We start from the raw sequence: 21,778 nt of genomic DNA, 5'->3' as shown, positions 1-21,778 counted from the left end.
CATCCGGCACTCTCCGTCACGATTTCCTCAAATGCGTCACCACCAACTGGTGGCGCGCGTTGTAAAACTTCCGATAGGTTAAATAGCAGGCAATAATGGTCGACAGACTCGCCGTTGAAAGCAGCATAAACGTCACCATGATCTGATATTTAATGGCCTTGACCGGATCGATACCGGCAAAGATCAGCCCCGACATCATCCCCGGCAAACTCACCAATCCGACCGTTTTCGCGGAGTCGATCGTCGGGATCAGCGAGGCGCGAATGCTGTCGCGGATCAATCCGGCAGACGCCATTTTCGGCGTCGCGCCGAGGCTGAGTTTCTCCTGAATCTGCTGCTGTTCGCTGCTGAAACGCTGACCGAGATTGTTGTAGCACAATCCGACGGCCACCATCGCATTACCGGCGATCATCCCGGAGATGGGGATCACCTGCATCGGGATAAATTCGATCGAACCCGACAGCACCAGCACCGCCAGTGTTAACCCCGCCCCCGTCGTGATGGCAATAAACGAAGAAAGAAACGCTTTATCAATATACTTACTGCGTTTCTGCGCGTTATAGGCGGCGTTAAAACAGATAAACAGCACCATCAGTAACGTCAGGACGGCATGGTTAACCGCGAAGATATATTTCAGTACATAGCCGACAATAATAAGCTGAACGACGGCACGCGCGACGCTCCAGAGAATATCTTTCTCCAGCGCCAGTTTCTCTTTGTGGCTTATCAGCATCGCCACCACCACCAGCATCATCGCTAATGCCAGTGACTCGTTGGTAATATTATGTTCATTCATTTCGTGCTTCCTGCATTTCTCCGGCATGCGGCATCAGGGTGATTATTTCATCCGCATGATTAATTTCGTCTTTATCGTGAGTCACCCACAGTACGCCTGTCTGCTTATCGCGAGCATAGTGATGAATAATCTCATTTACATTGCGCTTATTGCTTTCATCCAGCGCGCTGGTGATTTCATCAAGCAGTAAAACCTGCGGCAAAAACTGTAAATTGCGGATCAGGGAAATGCGCTGTTTCTCCCCGCCGGAAAGTTCGTTGATATTTTTCGCCAGAATCGTCTCCGGCAACTGAAAGCGGGCCAGGTCAGCAAGAAAAGCCCCGGCGTCAGGACGCTGATGCCGGATCTGCCAGGGAAAGATCAGATTATCGTAAACGGTATCGCCAAACAGCGCGGGCGTCTGGGCGCAATACGAGACGTGCTGGCGGTAGTTTTCCGGGTTGAGCGTGGTGATGTCCTCCCCGGCAAAGAGGATCTCGCCGCGAGTCGGGCTGAGCAACGACGCGATAATCTTCAGTAAAGTACTTTTTCCGCAGCCGGAAGGTCCGGTTATTAATTTAAATTCACCAGGGCGTAAGTTAAAACTGATGTTATTCAGAATGTTCGTTGTCCCGACCTGGTAACCCACATTGTGTACCTGCAACAAAATGCTATTTTCACGCATTGTCTATCCTGTTTTCGCGTTTTATCGCAAAATAGTGTATCCCTCTAATTAACGAGAGGGGAACTCTCTTTAATGAATCAGGTATAATTTCAAGAGTAACGTCGCCAGTCACGACATCATGGACAGTTCAACAGGAGGTTTTTCAATGCTTATCGTTATTCCTATTCTCATTTTTGTCGCGCTGGTGATAGTCGGTGCCGGCGTGAAAATTGTCCCCCAGGGATACCAGTGGACGGTGGAGCGTTTCGGACGCTACACCCGCACGCTGCAGCCAGGCTTGAGCCTTGTCGTTCCGTTCATGGACCGTGTTGGTCGTAAAATTAATATGATGGAACAGGTGCTGGATATTCCCTCGCAGGAAGTTATCTCGAAAGATAACGCTAACGTTTCGATTGATGCGGTCTGTTTTATTCAGGTCATTGATGCGCCAAAAGCCGCGTATGAAGTCAGTAATCTGGAGCTGGCTATCATCAATCTGACTATGACCAACATCCGTACTGTACTGGGCTCCATGGAGCTTGATGAAATGCTCTCCCAGCGCGACAACATCAATACGCGCCTGCTGCACATTGTTGATGAGGCCACCAACCCCTGGGGAATCAAAATTACCCGTATTGAAATTCGCGACGTTCGTCCCCCGGCTGAACTGATCGGCGCAATGAACGCGCAAATGAAAGCGGAACGTACCAAACGTGCCTATATCCTTGAAGCCGAAGGGGTCCGCCAGGCGGAAATCGTCAAAGCCGAGGGTGAAAAACAGTCGAAAATTTTGATTGCCGAGGGCGACCGTCAGTCGGCATTTTTACAGGCAGAAGCCCGCGAACGTTCCGCCGAAGCGGAAGCGCGCGCCACCAAAATGGTGTCTGAAGCGATCGCCTCCGGCGATATTCAGGCGGTGAACTACTTTGTGGCGCAGAAATATACCGAAGCGCTACAGCAAATCGGCTCGTCCAGTAACAGTAAAGTGGTGATGATGCCACTGGATGCCAGCAGCCTGATGGGCTCCATTGCCGGGATCGCTGAACTGATCAAGGACAGCGCCAGCGAACGGAAAAAATAATGATCGAGATGATTGTGGGATATCCCCATATTTTCTGGCTCAGCCTCGGCGGTCTGCTTCTGGCCGCTGAAATGCTGGGCGGCAACGGCTATCTGCTGTGGAGCGGCGTAGCAGCAGTCATTACCGGCATTCTGGTCTGGCTGTTGCCCGTCAGTTGGGAATGGCAAGGCGTTATCTTTGCCGTCCTAACGCTGCTTTCCGCCTGGCTTTGGTGGAAGTGGATGGCAAAACGCGTTCGCGAACAAAAACCAGCGGATAGTCAACTTAACCAGCGCGGCCAGCAACTGGTCGGTCGCCGGTTTGTGCTGGAATCCTCGCTGGTCAATGGCCGTGGACACATGCGGGTTGGCGACAGTTCGTGGCCGGTCAACGCCATTGAAGACTTGCCCGCCGGAACCCACGTTGAAGTGATCGCCGTTGAGGGCATCACGCTCTATATCAGACCCCTTCCCCGATAAAACAGATGACAGGAATCGCATGATGGTCAGGAAGACGCCTCTGGCATTAAGCTTTTGCGCATTACTGGCGAGTGCCCCGCAGGCATTCGCCTCGTTTGATATGGCAGACTGTACATGGAGTGACGCGCGCTGCCTGCTAAAAGGCGACCCTATTCTGACGCCTGATAATGATTCCCGTGACAACCTGTTGCGCCTGCTGAGTGAAGCAAAGTCATATGCAGTGCCCGTTCAGTCGATGCCTGCCGATATCACCCGCTCACGCGATTTCTATTTTGCCTATCACCCGCAGTGGGATGACATTGATGTCCGGACGGACTCTCCGGCACAAACGCAGAACGCAGCAGACCCGATCGTCCAACAAATGGCCACGCTGCAGGTGGAGCCAATCGAATTCAAGCACGACGGTGAGCAGGAAAACCGTTTTGTCTCCAATAATGCCGACAGCGTCAGCCAGTTTTTTGCCGCGCTGCTGAACGATGCCGCGCTAACGGCGGAACAAAAGCAGTCGCTGGCACAGGCGCGTCTGGGGCTCTATTCCGGGGCCAGCGCAGAGCAAATTACGGGGTCCCTCGCCACGCTCCCGGCAGATTCACCTGCCCTGCTGTATAAAACCTACCTGACCGGAGCGGCCCATTTTTACGCGGGCGAATACGACAGCGCGACGCAGGCCTTCACGCCACTGCTCACCAGCGATCGCCCGTGGCTGGCGGAAACCGCGCAATATATGCTGATGCGCACGGCGCTGAACAAAAGCAGCCAGAACAGCGTCGGCGAATATGGCGACTTTGATATCGCGCGAATAAACCGTGAAGACGCTTTACTTGCGCAAAAAGAGGCGCAGACCTATCTCCAGCATTGGCCAGAAGGCCGCTATGCGGATTCCGCGCGTGGCATGCTGCGCCGCATCCATTGGTATTTGCAGGACTGGACAACGCTTGCAGGATTATATGAACAGGCGTTCCAGCAGGTCACCGATGCGCAAGCATTGCGGGAGCGGGTTATTGAATACGATAACGTCTATGGCATGCAGTTTTACGATCAATCCGTTCAGGATGCGTTCGCCGATGCCCCCCTCGTCAGCTACACCGAGATGCTGCGCGCCCTTCGCCTGAACAGCTACCGAAAGCCAACCCTGACGCAGGCCAAACTTGACGCCAGCAAACCGGTTTTTGACAAGCGCGGAAAACTGCCGCTGAGGCGCAATTTACAACTCAACCTGTGGCTGGCGACAGATAACTATGCCGCTATTCTTCAGGCAGTCACTCCGGCGAAAAAACTGCCGCCTCACGATATCCTCGCCTTCAGCGAACAGGTGCTCTACGGCGACGCGCTGATGGGACAAAAGCAGTGGTCAGCGGCGCGCGATTTCTGGTCGACGCTACTGAAGCTCAGCCAGGATAACGAACAGCAGCAGTATGTACAGGCAAAACTGGCGGCCACGCTGGTTTACAGCGGCAACGTGGCGGCGATTTTTGCCCCGGACAGCGCGGTCACCAGTTTGCGCTACCGCTCCCGGGTGCTGAAAACTGTGGCTACACCTGAACAGTTGCGCCAGCAGGTCAGCCAGGGGCCGAATAACGAAGAGCGCACTATTGCGCTGCATACGCTGCTGGTGCGCGATCTCACTGAAAACCGCTTTAGCGACTGGCTAAAAGACCGAAAACTCGCCAGCGCCATCACGCAACCGGTTATCGGTGAGGCATTCGACGATGTCAATCTGAGTACGTTTGACTGGAACGGCGACGCCGCTGAAGCCGGTTACGTGTGCCGCAGTCTCAATGACACCGTCGGCACGCTGAGCAAGACGCCCGACGACGCCCATGCGCTGAACTGTCTGGGCGAGTTTTTCCGTACCTCGCAAACGCATGTCGACTTGTGGAAAGACAACGCAGGCAACGGCGAGCTGGAAACCGCTATCCAGCAGAAAGACCCTGTCGGACAGTTTAACCGCCAGCGTTATTATCAGCAGGTCATCGCCTCGCCGAAGGCCGAGCACGAAGACAGAAGCTATGCGCTGTATCGGGCTATCATGTGTTACGCCCCGTCCGGATCGAATGAGTGTGGCGGAGAAGAGGTGGACAAACAGCAGCGTAAAGGCTGGTTCACACAATTGAAAACGCAGTATCCGGGCAGTCCGTGGGCGCAAAAACTCAAATACTACTGGTAATTGCGCTACTGGCGGGACAGGTGCAGGCGGCTGAGACGGTTATCGCCCGCGAACACCCGGCCTTCTGGCTCTGGTCAGGCGTGAAAGCCAGCGATGAACTGAGCGCTGCTCAGACGGTCTATCTGCATCAGGGTGAAGTGTTAGTGCGGGCAAAGGGCGTGGCCTTTCAGCGTCTGGGACTTCCCGTCAGCCGTCTGACGTTTCCGTCCATCTGGCTTACCGTGCGTTTCACCACGCTCGAGGTACCGGACGCGATTCTGGCACGCATCGTGCGACTGATGCAGCGCTGGCAGGCGGCGGGAAATCAGGTTGTGGGACTGCAGGTCGATTTTGATGCTGCGACGCATCAACTGGCCGACTATGCCCGCTTTCTGCGGGCATTGCGCCAACAGTTGCCCCCCGACTTTGCCCTTGGCGTGACCGGACTGCTGGACTGGGCGAAAACGGGCGACGTCGCGACGCTGAACGCGCTGCCGATCGATGAACTGGTGGTACAGAGCTATCAGGGACGGCGCACGGTGGCGAATTATCAGGACTACCTGCCCGCTCTCGCCCGATTGCGTATTCCGTTTAAGCTCGGGCTGGTACAGCACGGAAAACGGGACAGCCAGGCGGAAGCACAGCTACGCGCATCCCCCTGGTATCGCGGCACGGTCGTCTTTATGCTCAACCCCGACGCGCGTTAAGCCTGCGCCTTGTGGTGGCAGCAGCCAGAAAGGTTTTCGATAATCGGGCATTCCGCGCTGTCATCCCCCGGGCACGACTCCGCCAGGGCCAGTAACTGCACGCGCATTGACTGTAATTCGCTGATATGGCGCTCAATTTCCGCCACTTTCTCCAGCGTCCGCTTTTTGACGTCCGCGCTGTGACGACCCGGATCGTTGAACAGGTTCACCAGCTCACCGCACTCTTCAAGGTTGAATCCGACCTGGCGTGCCTGGCGCAGCAGCGTCAGCTCATTCAGATGCTGTTGCCCGTACGTGCGATAGCCGTTTTCACCCCGCAATGGCGGCGTGACCAGCCCTTTTTCTTCATAAAAGCGGATCGCTTTACTGGTTAAGCCGGTTTTTTTTGCTACATCGCTGATATTCACAAGTCCTCCGCACCTTACGCTGTGGCATGGCGTCATTATAACGTACTTGTTGCTGACACCACACACCCATCCCTGTTGATGCTAATAACCTCTTCTCATTTCATTGCTCATGAGCGATACCACTGCCACTTTCACGTGTTGTCCGTAGCCGCCGCTCGTTCGCACTTGATAGACAGTGAAGAACATCCAGGCTGGTGACCTTTTTCTGTAACAATTGCCTGTCATAAGTGATCGCTTTCTCAATTTTCACTCTTTCATCTTTCAATTCTACGCGGGTAGATTTATTAATCTGCGGTAAAAATATAATATCTACGCGAGTAGAACACGAAGAGTACAAACCTGCGACTCATGTCGACAGATAACTTCAAGGAGTTCTTATGAACACGCATTCATCCTCTGTTTCCCTGACGGATAACCCACAGGCAGCTCAGGAGCGGCTGGAAACCCCCGAAGGACGCCGCGAGTTTTGGCGAACAACATTTTCCTGCTGGTTAGGCACCACAATGGAGTATGCCGATTTTGCCCTGTACGGCCTTGCCGCGGGTATTATCTTTGGCGATGTCTTTTTTCCGGAAGCAACACCTGTCATGGCGTTACTTTCCAGCTTTGCCGCCTATTCTGTTGGGTTTATTGCTCGCCCTATCGGTGCATTGCTGTTCGGCTGGATAGGCGATAAACATGGTCGGAAGATTGTCATGGTTATCACCATTGGATTGATGGGCATGTCGACCATGCTAATAGGGTTAATCCCCAGTTACGCCCAGATTGGCGTCTGGGCACCGGTATGTCTGGTTATCCTTCGATTTTCTCAGGGCCTGGGAGCCGGCGCGGAGCTTTCTGGCGGTACTGTAATGCTCGGTGAATATGCTCCCGTTAAACGCCGTGGGCTGGTTTCTTCGATTATCGCTCTGGGCTCGAACAGCGGAACATTACTGGCTTCTCTGGTTTGGCTCATCGTTCTGCAAATGGACAAAGATGACTTACTGAGCTGGGGATGGCGTATTCCTTTTCTTTGCAGCATTCTTATCGCCGCTACCGCATTATTAATTCGTCGCCATATGCGTGAAACGCCCGTCTTTGAACGTCAAAAAGCCCTCCTGCAGGCCGAGCGAGAAAAGGCGCTTCGCGAGGGAAAAGCACAGCAACAGCAAGATACACGCAGCTTCTGGAAACGAACCCGGGCGTTCTGGACCATGGTTGGATTACGCATTGGCGAGAATGGCCCCTCCTACCTGGCTCAGGGATTTATCATTGGCTATGTCGCTAAGGTGCTGATGGTGGATAAATCTGTGCCGACCGTGGCAGTGTTTATCGCATCGGTTCTGGGATTCGCCATTATTCCTCTGGCGGGTTGGCTGTCCGATCGATTCGGCAGACGTATCATCTATCGTTGGTTCTGCTTGCTACTGATCCTGTATGCCTTTCCGGCATTCATGCTGCTGGATTCTCGTGAGCCGTGGATTGTTATCCCGACGATCATTACCGGGATGGGGCTCGCTTCTCTGGGTATTTTCGGCGTGCAGGCTGCATGGGGCGTTGAGCTTTTCGGCGTCACGAATCGTTATACCAAAATGGCATTTGCAAAAGAGCTCGGTTCCATTATGTCTGGCGGGACAGCGCCACTTGTCGCCTCTGCGCTACTCTCGTTTTACGGACACTGGTGGCCAATCGCTCTCTATTTCGCCCTTATGGCCGCAATTGGACTGGTGACCACGTTCTTTGCACCAGAGACCCGCGGGCGGGATCTCAACTTACCCGAGGATGCAATTTGAGGCCAAAGAACGTGATATGCGCGTTCTTTACCAAAGATTTTTGGGTCATAACGCCTTATGCTGTCTGGAAAAAATCACTCTGAACGCAATCAGGTAGGTGCCTCGTGACTCAATCACATTCACAACGCGTAACACGTTCTGACGTGGCAAAAGAAGCGGGAACGTCCGTCGCTGTCGTTAGTTACGTTATTAATAATGGTCCGCGCCCCGTTGCCGAAGCGACCCGGCAACGTGTTCTACAGGCCATTAAGAAAACCGGTTATCGACCCAATGGCATCGCGCGTGCGCTGGCGTCAGGGAGTACACAAACTTATGGGCTTGTCGCGCCGGACATCTCGAACCCGTTCATCGCCTCTATGGCTCATGCTCTGCAACACGAAGCCTTTGCTGATGGCAAAGTACTCCTGCTGGGTGACGCAGGCGACAGTAGCTGCCGTGAACGTGAACTCATTAATAATATGCTGCACCGCCAGGTTGACGGGCTGATCTACACCAGTGTTGATCGCCATCCTTATATCAATTTGATTCAGGAGAGCGGTACCCCCTGCGTCATGCTCGATCGCGTGGATCCTGGACTTAACGTCAGCGTTATCCAGGTTGATGAACAAATGGCGGCGATGCAGGTAACACAACATCTGATTGATCACGGATACCGCGATATCGGCATCATCTGTGGTCCGCGTGAAATGCTGAATACTCAGGATCGTATCCGGGGCTGGCAGCAGGCGCTGGAAGCATCATCGTTAATGGTCAATCCCTCATGGATTTTTTCGACCAACTATACCCGCGCCGGAGGTTACGAGGCGACAAAACGCATGCTTCAGCGCCAACTGCCGCGCGCGCTGTTCGCAACGAATGAACAGCAGGCTCTCGGTTGTTTACGCGCCCTGGCAGAACACGGGCTGCGCGTACCTCAGGATGTTGCTCTGGTCTGCTTTAACGCAACACAAGAATCGGCTTACAACGTCCCTTCCTTAACCGCCGTCCGGCAACCTGTCGATAAGATGGCCCGTGCGGCAATAGACATGCTGAAAAATTGGGATGGAGAAGTTCGCCGCGTTGAATTTGAGTTTTACTTACGAACAGGAGAGTCGTGTGGCTGCCAGGGACATGAAGTACACCCCGAGACAAAGTGAAAATGAATCGATGCGTATAATTATTGACTGCGATCCGGGCAATGGCATTCCCGGCGCTAATATCGATGATGGTCTGGCGCTGGCGCTGGCCATTGCCGCGCCGCAAATCGCGCTGGAGATGATCACCACTGTCGCCGGAAATACGCCGGTAGACGTGGGATATGCCGTTGCCAAAGATCTCATTACGCAACTGGACATTCCCGTCGCTGTCTACCGTGGTGCCTCGCGTGCGCTGAGGGAAGATCCGCAGCCCTGGCGTGAAAAACTGGATCATGGTGTCGATCAGTTTGGCTTACGACAACTCTGGTCAGATGTTCCTGCCCCGGCATTGTGCCAGAAGGTAAAACCCCACGCGCCTGAGGCAATGGGTGAACTCATCTGTAATAATCCTGGCGAGATCACGCTGGTTGCTACCGGTCCACTCACCAATGTGGCCATTGCCCTGCAGCTTTACCCGCAGATGGTTCACGCGGTCAAAAATATCGTCGTTATGGGTGGCGTATTCAATGTTCCGGGCTACCTGAAAGATACCAATTTTGGTCTGGACCCTGAGGCGGCTCATGCGGTACTCACCAGCGGTGCGCCAGTCACGCTGGTCCCGATGGATGTGACAACGCAAACCCAAATGCTTCACGCCGATTTGGATCGTCTGGCAAAAACAGAAAACGGGCTTAGCCGTTATCTGGCGCAAACCATTCGCCCGTGGATCACATATTCTATGCAAACCCGCAATCTGCCTGGATGTTGGATCCACGATGTTTTAACCGTTGCCTGGTTACTGGATCCCTCTCTTGCAACAACGGCTGAAGATTATCTGGATGTCTCTCTGGAAGGCATTACACGCGGTATGACTTGCCGCTATGGACGTGACACATTACGCCTCAATGTCGGGATCCCTGAACCAAAAGGTGCGCAGGTAAAAATTCTGCAGAGCATCGATAACCCGCGGCTTATTTCGCTGATAGAGCACTATATCCAGACCTACGGCGCATAGCGTTACGGGTCAGAAAAGGAGACCTTCGTACACGGTTCGAGGTGAGTTTTTTCCGGAGGAAATATGAATACGTTATCCTTCCTCTTATTCGGTGAAGGAGAATCTCTCTTAATTACACTGGGCAAAATTTGCGTCGCTTTTATCCTGGGGGGAATCATCGGTCTTGAAAGAGAATCGAAAGGGAAGCCTGTCGGATTTAAAACGTGCGTCATTATTTCAGTCGCCAGCTGCGTTCTGACAATCGTCTCTATTCAGTCAGCAGAATACTACGCTGAAATCTCGATGAATATACGTAGCGACCCGATGCGGCTGGCCGCACAAATTATCAGCGGCGTAGGCTTTCTCGGTGCGGGTGTTATCCTTCATCGCCATGATGACGCCATCTCCGGGCTAACAACCGCAGCCATCGTGTGGGCTTCCGCGGGAGTGGGAATTACCAGTGGAGCCGGTTTTTATATGTATGCTCTGCTTGCCACAGGTTTGTTCCTGCTGGCCATCAAACTCAGCTATTTTGTTATCTTTTTACAAACCAAAAACCAATTGCCTGGCAAAGTAAAAATTCGCGTTATTCTTGATGAAAAAGCGGGGCTGCAAACGCTGATAGAAAGTATTAATCAGCAAAAGAACATTATTGAAGCCATTACTATCCGCGATGTTAAAAAGGGGAAAATAGAGGTCAACCTTAAAGTCGTGATTAGAAAAAAGATGACCTTGCCGGAACTCTACAGCAACCTTTCTACGCTCGAACACGTTTGTGCTATCGCACTGGAACACTGAATACTCAGGAAAAAACAAACTCCTTGACCTTCCCCTTGCGGGAAGGTTTACCCTTAATAACAGTTAGTCAATCAAGGTACAACGGTCAACCCTTATTGACCCGTTATAGAGGAGTGAAGTGATGTCTCAAACCATCGACCTGACCCTGGACGGCCTGTCCTGCGGTCACTGCGTCAAACGCGTAAAAGAGAGTCTTGAGCAACGCCCGGACGTGGAACAGGCGGAGGTCACCGTGACCGAAGCGCACGTTACCGGTACCGCCAGCGCCGAAGCGCTAATCGACACCATCAAACAAGCTGGTTATGGCGCAGAGTTAAGCCACCCAAAGGCTAAACCGCTGACGGAGTCATCAATCCCGTCGGAAGCGCTGGCAGCGGTCCCTCCTGAGCTTCCGGCAGCGACGGTTGAAGATGACAGCCAACAACTGCTGTTAAGCGGCATGAGCTGCGCCAGCTGTGTTTCCCGGGTACAAAATGCGCTGCAAAGCGTTCCTGGGGTCACGCAGGCACGGGTAAACCTTGCGGAACGTACTGCGCTGGTGATGGGCAGTGCGTCCGCTGCCGATTTAGTCCAGGCGGTGGAAAAAGCGGGCTATGGCGCAGAGGCGATTGAAGACGATCTCAAACGCCGCGAACGCCAGCAGGAAACCGCCGTCGCGACGATGAAACGCTTCCGCTGGCAGGCGATTGTCGCCCTGCTGCTAGGTGTGCCAGTGATGGTCTGGGGGATGATGGGCGATAACATGATGGTGACCGCCGACAACCGCAGCCTGTGGCTGGCGATTGGTCTGGCGACGCTCGCTGTAATGGTCTTTGCGGGCGGCCATTTTTATCGCAGCGCGTGGAAGAGCCTGATGAACGGCACCGCCACGATGGATACTCTGGTCACCCTCGGCACCGGCGTGGCCTGGTTGTACTCGATGAGCGTCAATCTGTGGCCACAGTGGTTCCCGATGGAAGCGCGCCATCTCTATTATGAAGCCAGTGCGATGATCATTGGTCTGATCAACCTCGGACACATGCTGGAAGCGCGGGCGCGTCAGCGCTCGTCTAAGGCGCTGGAAAAATTACTCGATCTCACGCCGCCAACGGCGCGGGTGATTACGCAAGAGGGTGAGAAGAGCGTGCCGCTGGCAGACGTTCAGCCGGGTATGCTGTTGCGCCTGACCACCGGTGACCGCGTGCCGGTTGACGGTGAAATCACTCAGGGCGAGGCATGGCTGGATGAAGCGATGCTCACCGGCGAACCTATCCCGCAGCAAAAAGGGGAAGGCGACAGCGTGCATGCCGGTACCGTCGTGCAGGATGGCAGCGTAGTGTTCCGCGCCAGTGCGGTAGGCAGTCATACCACCCTGTCGCGCATTATCCGCATGGTGCGCCAGGCGCAGAGCAGTAAACCGGAAATTGGCCAGATGGCCGATAAGATTTCCGGCGTGTTTGTCCCGGTCGTGGTGCTGATCGCGCTGGTGAGCGCGGGTATCTGGTACGTCTTTGGTCCGGCCCCACAAATTGTCTATACCCTGGTGATCGCCACTACGGTACTGATCATCGCCTGTCCGTGTGCGCTGGGTCTGGCGACGCCAATGTCGATTATTTCCGGTGTGGGTCGTGCGGCTGAGTTTGGCGTACTGGTGCGTGATGCCGATGCGCTGCAACGCGCCAGCACGCTGGATACGGTAGTCTTCGACAAAACCGGGACGCTGACCGAAGGCAAACCACAGGTGGTGGCGGTTAAAACCGTTGGCGGCATTGACGACGCGCAGGCGCTACGGTTGGCTGCGGCGCTTGAGCAGGGCTCCAGTCACCCGCTGGCGCGGGCGATTCTCGACAAAGCCGGTGATAGCGCGCTGCCTCAGGTTAACGGTTTCCGCACCCTGCGTGGATTAGGCGTCAGCGGCGAAGCGGAAGGTCATACGCTGCTGCTGGGCAACCAGGCCCTGCTGAACGAGCAGCAGGTTGACACTCGCGAACTGGAAGCCGAGATTTCTGCCCAGGCTTCTCAGGGCGCCACGCCGGTGCTGCTGGCGATTGACGGCAAAGCGGCGGCGCTGCTGGCCGTACGCGATCCGCTGCGTAGCGACAGCGTGGCGGCCCTTCAGCGACTGCACCGCGCCGGATATCGTCTGGTGATGTTAACCGGCGATAACCCGACGACGGCCAACGCCATCGCCAAAGAGGCGGGGATTGATGACGTGATTGCTGGCGTTCTCCCGGACGGTAAGGCCGATGCCATTAAGCGTCTGCAAAGTCAGGGGCGTCAGGTGGCGATGGTCGGTGACGGCATCAATGACGCACCGGCGCTGGCACAGGCTGATGTCGGGATTGCAATGGGCGGCGGCAGTGACGTGGCGATTGAAACCGCCGCGATCACGCTGATGCGCCACAGCCTGATGGGCGTGGCGGACGCGCTGTCTATCTCCCGAGCCACGTTGCGCAATATGAAGCAGAACCTGCTCGGCGCGTTCATTTATAACAGCATCGGGATCCCCGTAGCGGCCGGTATCCTGTGGCCGTTCACCGGAACGCTGCTGAACCCGGTGGTTGCCGGAGCGGCGATGGCGCTGTCGTCCATTACCGTGGTGAGCAACGCTAACCGACTGCTGCGCTTTAAACCGAAAGAGTAAGCGATGCCGGATGGCGCTGACGCTTATCCGGCCTACTGCGTTAATGTGAAACGACCAGGCCGGATGAGGTGCTTTAGCGCCGCCATCCGGCAATTCACACATTGCACCTTACCTGACCACGCGCTAGCATGGTTGTCTACTTAGGGAGGTCGCATGGATCTGTTTTACCGGGTAAAAACATTTTTCGCTGGGCTAACCGGCAATCGCTATACCTGGCCCGCCATTGACGTTTTGTTGCCCGGCAATCGCTACTTCCACCTGATTGGCAGTATTCATATGGGCAGCCGCGACATGTCTCCCCTCCCTGCCAGACTGCTTAAAAAGCTTCACAACGCCGATGCGTTAATTGTTGAGGCCGATGTCTCCGGCAATGACAGTCCCTTCGCCGATTTACCCGAGTTTACCGCGCTGGAAGAACGCCTCAGCGAGGAACAGTTGCGCAATCTGCATCGCGCGACCGATGAGCTGGGGATCTCCCCGGCCCTGTTTTCGACGCAACCGCTGTGGCAAATCGCGATGGTGCTACAGGCCACTCAGGCGCAGCAGTTGGGGTTACGCCCGGAGTACGGCATTGATTATCAACTGTTGCAGGCCGCGAAGAAGGCAGAAAAACCGGTGATTGAACTGGAAGGAGCATCCAGCCAGATTGCGCTGTTATGCGAACTGCCGGATAACGGGCTGGCACTGTTGGACGATACGTTGACGCACTGGCACACCAACGCCCGGCTACTGCAACAGATGATGAGTTGGTGGCTAAAAGCGCCGCCGCAGGACAACCACCTGACGCTTCCGAACACCTTCAGTCAGTCGCTGTATGATGTGCTGATGCATCAGCGTAATATCGCCTGGCGGGATCGCTTGTCGGCGCTGCCTGCGGGTCGCTACGTGGTGGCCGTGGGTGCGCTACACCTGTATGGAGAAGGGAATCTGCCGGAACTGATGCGATAAAAAAGTGGCCAATATTTCTATTGGCCCGTCAAAGAGGAATTTCATCATTATTATTATGCCGCCGCTTTACGCGTCGGTGTATGTCGATTGTCGCTCAAACTCTGCATCCTGCCAACATAATTGCGCAAGATGGTACTATTTTTTAGACAATCATCAGAGGTACGCTTGACTTGTCATTTGGTTTAGCCAGGAAAAATTACTATGACACCCGCAGTTAAATTACTCGAAAAAAACAACATTACGTTCAGGATCCACACCTACGATCACGATCCCGCCGAAACCAACTTCGGTGATGAGGTGGTGCGCAAATTAGGGTTAAATGCCGATCGGGTGTACAAAACGCTGCTGGTCGCGGTGAATGGCGATATGAAACATCTGGCGGTTGCGGTTACGCCGGTCGCTGGACAACTGGATTTGAAAAAAGTCGCCAAAGCGCTCGGCGCGAAAAAAGTCGATATGGCCGATCCGCTTGTGGCGCAACGTACAACCGGATATCTGGTCGGCGGCATTAGCCCGCTGGGACAGAAAAAACGCCTGCCGACGCTTATCGATGCGCCAGCCCAGACGTTTGACACCATTTTTGTCTCAGGCGGCAAACGCGGACTGGACATTGAACTGGCGGCGGGAGATTTAGCCACTATTCTGGAGGCTAAATTCGCCGATATCGCCCGCCGGGACTAAGCGATTTTAGAATGATGGCCTGATGGCGCTACGCTTATCAGGCCTGGAAACCGCACTGACCTGTAGGCCGGATAAAGTACCACCACCGCCATCCGGCACTCCGCCCTGTTATTGCCAGTTGGCTTCCCCCTTCGGCTCATACGCACTGGCATCCAGCGGTGAATTTTTTTGGATGTATTCCTTCAGCACTTCCGCATCGATAAACCCGGTGTTGACGTACCCCGGTTTGTTATCAATACGCGGATAGCCGTCGCCCCCCGTCGCGTTAAAACTGAGCGTCGCCATACGGTAGGTTTTCGCCGGGTCAACCGGCTCGCCGTTAATTTTCAGATCGTTGAGCTTGCCGTCTTTCGCGACAAAACTAACGTTAGCAAACTGCGGATAAGCGCCGGAATCCGGCTTCATCTGCGCCACGGCCGTCAGGTAGTCCGTCACGTCCTTGCCGTTCATATCGGCATACACCACCACGTTGCCGAACGGTTGTACCTTCAGCACGCTTTTATAGGTGATATCCCCGGCTTCGATCGAGTCTCGAATCCCACCGCCGCTCATGACGCCAAAATCCGCACCGGTGCGCGCCATTTGCGCAGCCAGAATAAGATGTCCCATGTTGGTCTGCACAAAGCGGACCTTGCTGCGATCGCCTTCCAGTCGGTCATTCACCGCACCGATTTTCACATCCAACTGGGCTTTCCCTTTATTCTGGAACGGTGACAGCAGCGAGAGCATCTGCGCATTCTCAGCGATTTCCGGGGTGTAAAGTACGTGCTCACTTTTCCCGTCTTCCCAGGTCACTTTCTTCTTCAGGTTCACCGGGATCAGCTGATAGTTGACCATTTTCATCTCGCCGTTACGGAACTCAAAGTCCGCACGACCAACATATTTTCCCCACTCGTGAGCCTGCACAATCCAGATCCCGTTCTGTTTGTCCGGCGCGCACGGCGTACCGGGCACATAATCCACCTGTTTCTTGTTTTCTTCTGCCATGCACACCGGGTCCTGTGAGTGACCACCCACAATCATCGCCAGCGCTCCGGCGGGCAGACTCCGCGCCATTTCGACGTCGCCCGGCGCGTTCGAACCGTGGTTGCCGTTGTCATAGTGCCCCATATGGGTGGTCGCAATAATGACGTCAGGCTTTTCATTCATCTGCAGTTCCTGAATCACCACCTTTGCCTCTTCCGCCGGCTTGCGGAATTCAATGTCGGTGAAAAATTCAGGGTTGCCGATCTTCGCCGTGTCATCGGTGGTCAGACCGATAACCACGATTTTCAGATCCTGGCGCGTAAAGATGGCCCAGGGTTTAAACAGGCGCTCGCCGGTACTTTTCTGGTAGATGTTGGCCGAGAGAAACGGGAACTTCGCCCACTTCTCCTGCTGACGCAGGACGGTGAGCGGATTATCAAATTCATGGTTGCCGACCGCCATCGCGTCATAACCAATCAGGTTCATCCCACGAAAGTCAGGCTCAGCATCCTGTAGATCCGATTCGGGAACGCCGGTGTTGATGTCCCCACCGGACAACAGCAGGACGCTGCCCCCTTCGGAAGCCACCTCGCGACGGATCCCGTCCACCAGCGTTTTTTGCGCCGAGAGACCGTACTCGCCGTATTCGCTGCGCCAGAAATGGCCATGGTGATCGTTGGTATGCAGGATGGTGATTTTATAGGTTTTATCTTTTTCATAAGCCTGAGCAGGCTGACTTGCCAGCGTGAATGCGGCGAACAGTGCTAACGCCACACCCCGTTTCAAAAATTTCATGTTTCTCTCCCTGACTCCATTTCAACCGCAGAAATTACAATTATCTGAAATAATAGTCGAATAAGTTTTCAGAATTGAGACTTCCTTCAAACCTCGTCCGCAGGTATGTTAGTCAGGTAATAATCACAATGACGATATTCCCCTACATCGCAAATCAGACAGAAGTGACTTTCTATGGCAATGAGTGAACAAACCCAGCCAGCACCTGGTGCGTCTGCGCCAGTCGCTAAAGCGCGTACGTCGTTCGGCATTTTAGGCGCGATCAGCCTTTCTCACCTGCTTAACGATATGATCCAGTCGTTAATTCTGGCGATCTATCCGCTATTACAGTCCGAATTTTCACTGACCTTTATGCAGATAGGGATGATCACCCTGACCTTCCAGTTGGCCTCTTCGCTACTGCAACCGGTGGTCGGTTACTGGACCGATAAGTACCCGATGCCATGGTCGCTGCCAATTGGCATGTGCTTTACGCTGAGCGGTCTGGTGCTGTTGGCGCTGGCGGGCAGTTTCGGCACCGTGCTGTTGGCCGCTGCGCTGGTCGGGACCGGCTCTTCGGTATTTCATCCGGAATCCTCCCGTGTGGCGCGCATGGCCTCGGGCGGACGTCACGGCCTTGCCCAATCCATCTTCCAGGTGGGCGGTAACTTCGGCAGTTCCCTCGGCCCCTTGTTGGCAGCGGTGATCATCGCCCCTTACGGCAAAGGTAACGTGGCCTGGTTTGTCCTCGCCGCCCTGCTGGCGATTGTGGTACTGGCGCAAATCAGCCGCTGGTACGCCGCACAGCATCGTATGAGCAAGGGCAAACCCAAAGCGACAGTTATCAATCCACTGCCGCATAACAAGGTCGTCCTCGCTGTCAGCGTCCTGCTAATCCTGATTTTCTCGAAATACTTCTATATGGCGAGTATCAGCAGCTATTACACCTTTTATCTGATGCAAAAATTCGGATTATCGGTACAAAACGCGCAATTTCATCTCTTTGCCTTCCTGTTTGCGGTCGCGGCAGGAACGGTAATTGGCGGGCCTTTAGGCGATAAGATTGGTAGAAAATATGTGATTTGGGGCTCTATCCTCGGTGTCGCGCCGTTTACGCTGATTTTGCCTTATGCCACCCTGCACTGGACCGGTATTTTAACGGTGATCATTGGTTTTATTCTCGCATCCGCGTTTTCCGCCATTCTGGTCTATGCACAGGAGCTGCTACCGGGTCGTATCGGCATGGTTTCTGGTCTGTTTTTTGGCTTTGCCTTCGGGATGGGTGGCCTGGGAGCCGCTGTGTTAGGCCTGCTCGCGGACCATACCAGCATCGAATTAGTCTATAAAATCTGTGCTTTCCTACCACTTCTGGGGATACTGACCATATTCTTACCTGATAACCGACATAAAGCCTGAGTTTCCTGCGGCTAAAGCTAAACTTTAGCCGCACGCTACGCCTGTAACCATAAGCCTTTGCTCTGTCTCCTGCCCATTCGTTTTCCGATCCGTGCCTTTTTCGCCTCAAATTGCAGTTTTCTTCAAAATTCAACAATTATTCATAAACATAATAATCAAAATTGTCATAAACTATTACCTGGAATTTTGGAAATCAGCTACCAAAGGAGACGGAATGCATCACGCCACCCCGCTTATCACCACCATTGTTGGCGGCCTTGTGCTCGCTTTTATACTCGGCATGCTTGCCAACAAACTGCGTATTTCTCCTCTGGTGGGATATCTGTTAGCGGGCGTTCTGGCCGGACCTTTTACCCCAGGCTTTGTGGCTGATACCAAACTTGCGCCGGAGCTCGCGGAGCTTGGCGTTATTTTGCTGATGTTCGGCGTCGGTCTGCACTTTTCACTGAAGGATCTGATGGCGGTAAAGTCGATAGCCATTCCCGGCGCGATCGCTCAGATAGCCGTGGCGACGCTGTTGGGTATGGCCCTTTCCGCCATGATGGGCTGGTCACTGATGACCGGTATCGTCTTTGGTTTATGTCTTTCAACCGCCAGTACCGTGGTGCTGCTGCGTGCGCTTGAAGAACGACAGCTGGTCGACAGTCAACGAGGGCAGATTGCCATCGGCTGGCTGATTGTTGAAGATTTGGTGATGGTGCTGACGCTGGTACTGCTGCCCGCCGTGGCCGGGATGGTGGAAAAAGGCAACGTCGGTTTCGCCTCTCTGGCGGTCGACATGGGCATTACCATTGGTAAAGTTGTCGCCTTTATTGCCATTATGATGCTGGTGGGTCGCCGTCTTGTGCCGTGGATTATGGCCCGCAGTGCGGCCACCGGCTCCCGCGAGCTGTTTACCCTTTCCGTGCTGGCACTGGCATTGGGTATCGCTTTCGGCGCCGTGGAACTGTTCGACGTCTCCTTCGCGCTGGGCGCCTTCTTTGCCGGGATGGTACTGAATGAATCGGAACTGAGTCACCGCGCGGCCCACGATACCCTACCGCTACGCGACGCGTTTGCCGTCCTGTTCTTTGTTTCCGTCGGCATGCTGTTTGATCCGCTGATTCTGATCCAACAGCCGCTGGCCGTGCTGGCAACGCTTGCCATTATTATCTTTGGTAAGTCTGTCGCCGCCTTCTTCCTGGTGCGTCTGTTTGGTCACTCGCCGCGTACCGCGCTGACCATCGCCGCCAGCCTGGCGCAGATCGGTGAGTTCGCCTTTATTCTCGCCGGTCTGGGGATGGCGCTGAACCTGCTGCCGCAGGAAGGGCAAAATCTGGTGCTGGCGGGGGCGATTCTGTCAATTATGCTCAATCCGGTGCTGTTTGCCCTGCTGGAAAAATATCTGGCAAAAACCGAGACGCTGGAAGAACAGACGCTGGAAGAGGCCATCGAGGAAGAGAAGCAAATTCCGGTGGATATCTGCAACCATGCGCTGCTGGTCGGCTTTGGCCGCGTCGGCAGCCTGCTCGGTGAAAAACTGATGGCCGCAGGTATTCCGTTAGTGGTTATCGAAACGTCACGCACGCGCGTGGATGAGCTGCGTGAACGCGGGATCCGCGCGGTGCTGGGAAATGCTGCCAATGAAGAAATTATGGCTCTGGCACACCTGGATTGCGCCCGCTGGCTGATCCTTACCATCCCGAACGGCTATGAGGCCGGCGAAATTGTTGCCTCTGCCCGCGAGAAGTGCCCGAATATTGAGATTATCGCCCGTGCGCATTATGACGATGAGGTGGAGTACATTACCGAACGCGGCGCCAACCAGGTGGTGATGGGCGAGCGTGAAATCGCCCGTACCATGCTGGAACTGCTGGAAACGCCGCCTGCGGGTGAAGTGGTGACGGGGTGACCGTCGTTGCATCGACTCGTAGGCCTGATGGCGCTTCGCTTATCAGGCCTACGTGATTACACAGATAATGGTAGCAGTAGGCCGGATAAGGCGTTTACGCCGCCATCCGGCATAATGACTTAACGATCCCAGTACGACTCTTCGAGGCTATCCTCACGCTCCGGCAGCCCACGCGTCAGACGCGGGGAGTGCTGATTCAGTACCTGATAACTCACACGATTGGCATATTTGCACACCTGGGCTAATGACGAATAGGTCAGCCAGGTGAACGTATGCTTGCTGGAATTCGGTACATTCGAACGGTGGTAGCTGTTGGCGGTAATATCGTGCAGCAGCGCCGCCAGCGCGCCGTCGCCTGCGCCGTTGGTATTCATGATCTTTTCCGGGCCGCCCATATACGGAGCGATATGCGAATAGACGCGCAGCGGATTACGACAATCTTTATGACGCATGGCACGGCTAAATTCATACTGATTGAATTCGGCAATTGCCCCCGGCAGTAGCGGATGCTGGGTTTTGCGTTTGGCTTCCTCTTCGGTAAAACCCGCCATGTACAGCCCTACCGGTCCGGCAGTACACAAGACCAGATCGACCCAGTCCAGCGCTTTGTCAGACGCCAGCAGCGGATCGTTTTCACCGGTCAACGCTTCGGCTTCTTCTTCATTCATCGCCAGAATTGAGACGTTCTCTTTCAGGAAATCCTGCCACCACTGCGGGTTATCGGCGATAACAAATTTGGTCCCGAGCGTCAGCACGACCGGCACATTGTGCTTTTTGGCATACTCAATGGCCTTCATAGTAGCTTCCGGCATCGGCTCTCCCGGCTTACAGCGCACCAGATAGGACGTCAGCACCAGCGCTGACGCCCCGGCAATCACTGATTCAGGAATGCTTTCTGCACGTAGCTGATTCATGTGCCCAGGGCTGATGGCAAAGGTACGCTCACCGGACTCGCCAATCAGGGTAAAGCAGCGGCCAATCGGCCCGTCAACGCCCTGCAGATAGTTGAGGTCAGTACGACTGGAGGTGTTGCACAAGTAGCGGTAGGCGTAACTGCCAATTTCAATGTTGCTGCACATTACGCCCAGCAACACCGAGCGGTCATCGGCCAGCACGGAGTAGTTGTGCATGGTGTTACCAATGGTCCCGCCGGCAAACTGATGGGTTACCAGATTGTCACGCACCAGTTCCCGATACAACGCCTCCGCCACATCATCCTCAATCACCAGTGAATGCCCGGCGCTTAGCCCATAACGTTGCACAAACGTATCATCCACTTTCGCTTCAATATCCACCAGCGTCTGGTCAATCCCCACCACCCATGCGGCGCTGGTTTCATTTTCAGTCTGGATTTGTTGCAGCAGCGGATCGCGTGCGTTGACGGGGAAATAGTGTTTGGATTTGCGTTTACCGGGAAATTTCATGACTGTTTTTACGGGTGGCTAACGGAGCGGTGAATGGTAGCACATTCCCCTTGTGACGACAGAGTTTCAATATCGGACGAACGGATCGCAGTTTCCACGGCGGAAGTTTTTACAATGGGCCGATTTCACAAGGAGCGT

18 protein-coding genes are annotated in these 21,778 nt (G+C 54.5%); 13 read left to right on the top strand and 5 right to left on the bottom strand.

The genetic code is table 11. The annotated features are described in order from the left end of the window. Window positions 1-16: 16 nt before the first annotated feature. Both fetB and fetA read right to left on the bottom strand, forming a co-directional pair. Window positions 17-796, bottom strand: a complete 780-nt coding sequence (fetB, locus tag OGY35_RS14250) for an iron efflux ABC transporter permease subunit FetB (RefSeq protein WP_152405601.1) — start codon at window positions 794-796, stop codon at window positions 17-19. After that, complete coding sequence (gene fetA / locus OGY35_RS14245; protein ID WP_286632603.1) at window positions 789-1,460, bottom strand: iron efflux ABC transporter ATP-binding subunit FetA; 672 nt, start codon at window positions 1,458-1,460, stop codon at window positions 789-791. Before fetA ends, fetB begins: the two co-directional genes overlap by 8 nt. 145 nt (window positions 1,461-1,605) lie before the next feature. On the opposite strand from fetA, the gene OGY35_RS14240 reads away from it, so the two are divergent. Genes OGY35_RS14240 through OGY35_RS14225 form a run of 4 tightly spaced genes read left to right on the top strand, consistent with a single transcriptional unit; the run spans window position 1,606 to window position 5,831 of the window. Continuing rightward, entirely contained in the window at window positions 1,606-2,520 is a 915-nt protein-coding gene (locus OGY35_RS14240; RefSeq protein WP_046477095.1) for an SPFH domain-containing protein, read from the top strand. Continuing rightward, entirely contained in the window at window positions 2,520-2,978 is a 459-nt protein-coding gene (locus OGY35_RS14235) for an NfeD family protein (protein ID WP_152405603.1), read from the top strand. Before OGY35_RS14240 ends, OGY35_RS14235 begins: the two co-directional genes overlap by 1 nt. A 22-nt stretch (window positions 2,979-3,000) precedes the next feature. Continuing rightward, window positions 3,001-5,145 (top strand): PA5441 family protein, encoded by a 2,145-nt coding sequence (locus OGY35_RS14230; protein WP_286632723.1) that lies wholly within the window; start codon window positions 3,001-3,003, stop codon window positions 5,143-5,145. Then, on the top strand, window positions 5,115-5,831 hold the full coding sequence (locus tag OGY35_RS14225) for a DUF3142 domain-containing protein (RefSeq protein ID WP_286632602.1): 717 nt from the start codon (window positions 5,115-5,117) through the stop codon (window positions 5,829-5,831). Before OGY35_RS14230 ends, OGY35_RS14225 begins: the two co-directional genes overlap by 31 nt. Here OGY35_RS14225 and cueR read toward each other — a convergent pair. After that, window positions 5,828-6,238, bottom strand: coding sequence for a Cu(I)-responsive transcriptional regulator (cueR, locus tag OGY35_RS14220; protein WP_046477086.1), 411 nt, complete (start codon window positions 6,236-6,238; stop codon window positions 5,828-5,830). The two genes, OGY35_RS14225 and cueR, sit on opposite strands and share 4 nt — an antisense overlap. Window positions 6,239-6,615: 377 nt before the next feature. Between cueR and OGY35_RS14215 the strand changes: the two genes are divergently transcribed. The 7 genes from OGY35_RS14215 to ybaK all read left to right on the top strand — a co-directional run bounded on the left by OGY35_RS14215 (window position 6,616) and on the right by ybaK (window position 15,169). After that, a complete protein-coding gene (locus tag OGY35_RS14215) occupies window positions 6,616-8,010 on the top strand; it encodes an MFS transporter (RefSeq protein WP_286632601.1) in 1,395 nt (464 codons plus the stop codon). 104 nt (window positions 8,011-8,114) lie between these two features. Continuing rightward, window positions 8,115-9,146, top strand: a complete 1,032-nt coding sequence (locus OGY35_RS14210; protein ID WP_286632600.1) for a LacI family DNA-binding transcriptional regulator — start codon at window positions 8,115-8,117, stop codon at window positions 9,144-9,146. Between the two features lie 10 nt (window positions 9,147-9,156). After that, on the top strand, window positions 9,157-10,140 hold the full coding sequence (locus tag OGY35_RS14205; RefSeq protein WP_286632599.1) for a nucleoside hydrolase: 984 nt from the start codon (window positions 9,157-9,159) through the stop codon (window positions 10,138-10,140). A 63-nt stretch (window positions 10,141-10,203) separates the two neighbouring features. Next, a complete protein-coding gene (locus tag OGY35_RS14200; protein WP_286632598.1) occupies window positions 10,204-10,917 on the top strand; it encodes an MgtC/SapB family protein in 714 nt (237 codons plus the stop codon). A gap of 121 nt (window positions 10,918-11,038) precedes the next feature. Beyond that, window positions 11,039-13,540 (top strand): copper-exporting P-type ATPase CopA, encoded by a 2,502-nt coding sequence (gene copA / locus OGY35_RS14195; protein ID WP_286632597.1) that lies wholly within the window; start codon window positions 11,039-11,041, stop codon window positions 13,538-13,540. A gap of 153 nt (window positions 13,541-13,693) precedes the next feature. Next, window positions 13,694-14,488, top strand: a complete 795-nt coding sequence (locus OGY35_RS14190) for a TraB/GumN family protein (protein ID WP_286632596.1) — start codon at window positions 13,694-13,696, stop codon at window positions 14,486-14,488. A 201-nt stretch (window positions 14,489-14,689) separates the two neighbouring features. Continuing rightward, the gene (ybaK, locus tag OGY35_RS14185; protein ID WP_178824294.1) at window positions 14,690-15,169 is read left to right on the top strand and encodes a Cys-tRNA(Pro)/Cys-tRNA(Cys) deacylase YbaK; all 480 of its coding nucleotides are present in this window, start codon (window positions 14,690-14,692) and stop codon (window positions 15,167-15,169) included. Window positions 15,170-15,277: 108 nt separating this feature from the next. Here the strand turns inward: ybaK and ushA are convergent, their stop codons facing one another. After that, window positions 15,278-16,930, bottom strand: a complete 1,653-nt coding sequence (gene ushA, locus OGY35_RS14180; protein WP_286632595.1) for a bifunctional UDP-sugar hydrolase/5'-nucleotidase UshA — start codon at window positions 16,928-16,930, stop codon at window positions 15,278-15,280. Between the two features lie 174 nt (window positions 16,931-17,104). On the opposite strand from ushA, the gene fsr reads away from it, so the two are divergent. Continuing rightward, window positions 17,105-18,325: a fosmidomycin MFS transporter gene (gene fsr / locus OGY35_RS14175; protein WP_152405612.1), complete on the top strand. Its 1,221-nt coding sequence runs from the start codon at window positions 17,105-17,107 to the stop codon at window positions 18,323-18,325. 214 nt (window positions 18,326-18,539) lie between these two features. After that, window positions 18,540-20,216 (top strand): YbaL family putative K(+) efflux transporter, encoded by a 1,677-nt coding sequence (gene ybaL / locus OGY35_RS14170; protein ID WP_286632594.1) that lies wholly within the window; start codon window positions 18,540-18,542, stop codon window positions 20,214-20,216. 119 nt (window positions 20,217-20,335) lie between these two features. Here ybaL and gsk read toward each other — a convergent pair whose 3' ends face one another. Next, window positions 20,336-21,640, bottom strand: coding sequence for an inosine/guanosine kinase (gene gsk, locus OGY35_RS14165; RefSeq protein ID WP_152405614.1), 1,305 nt, complete (start codon window positions 21,638-21,640; stop codon window positions 20,336-20,338). Window positions 21,641-21,778 lie beyond the last annotated feature (138 nt).

This window comes from Citrobacter sp. Ct235, from assembly GCF_030332305.1.
GTDB classification, from domain to species: Bacteria; Pseudomonadota; Gammaproteobacteria; order Enterobacterales; family Enterobacteriaceae; genus Citrobacter_A; species Citrobacter_A telavivensis.
This window is presented reverse-complemented; position numbering and strand designations above follow the sequence as displayed.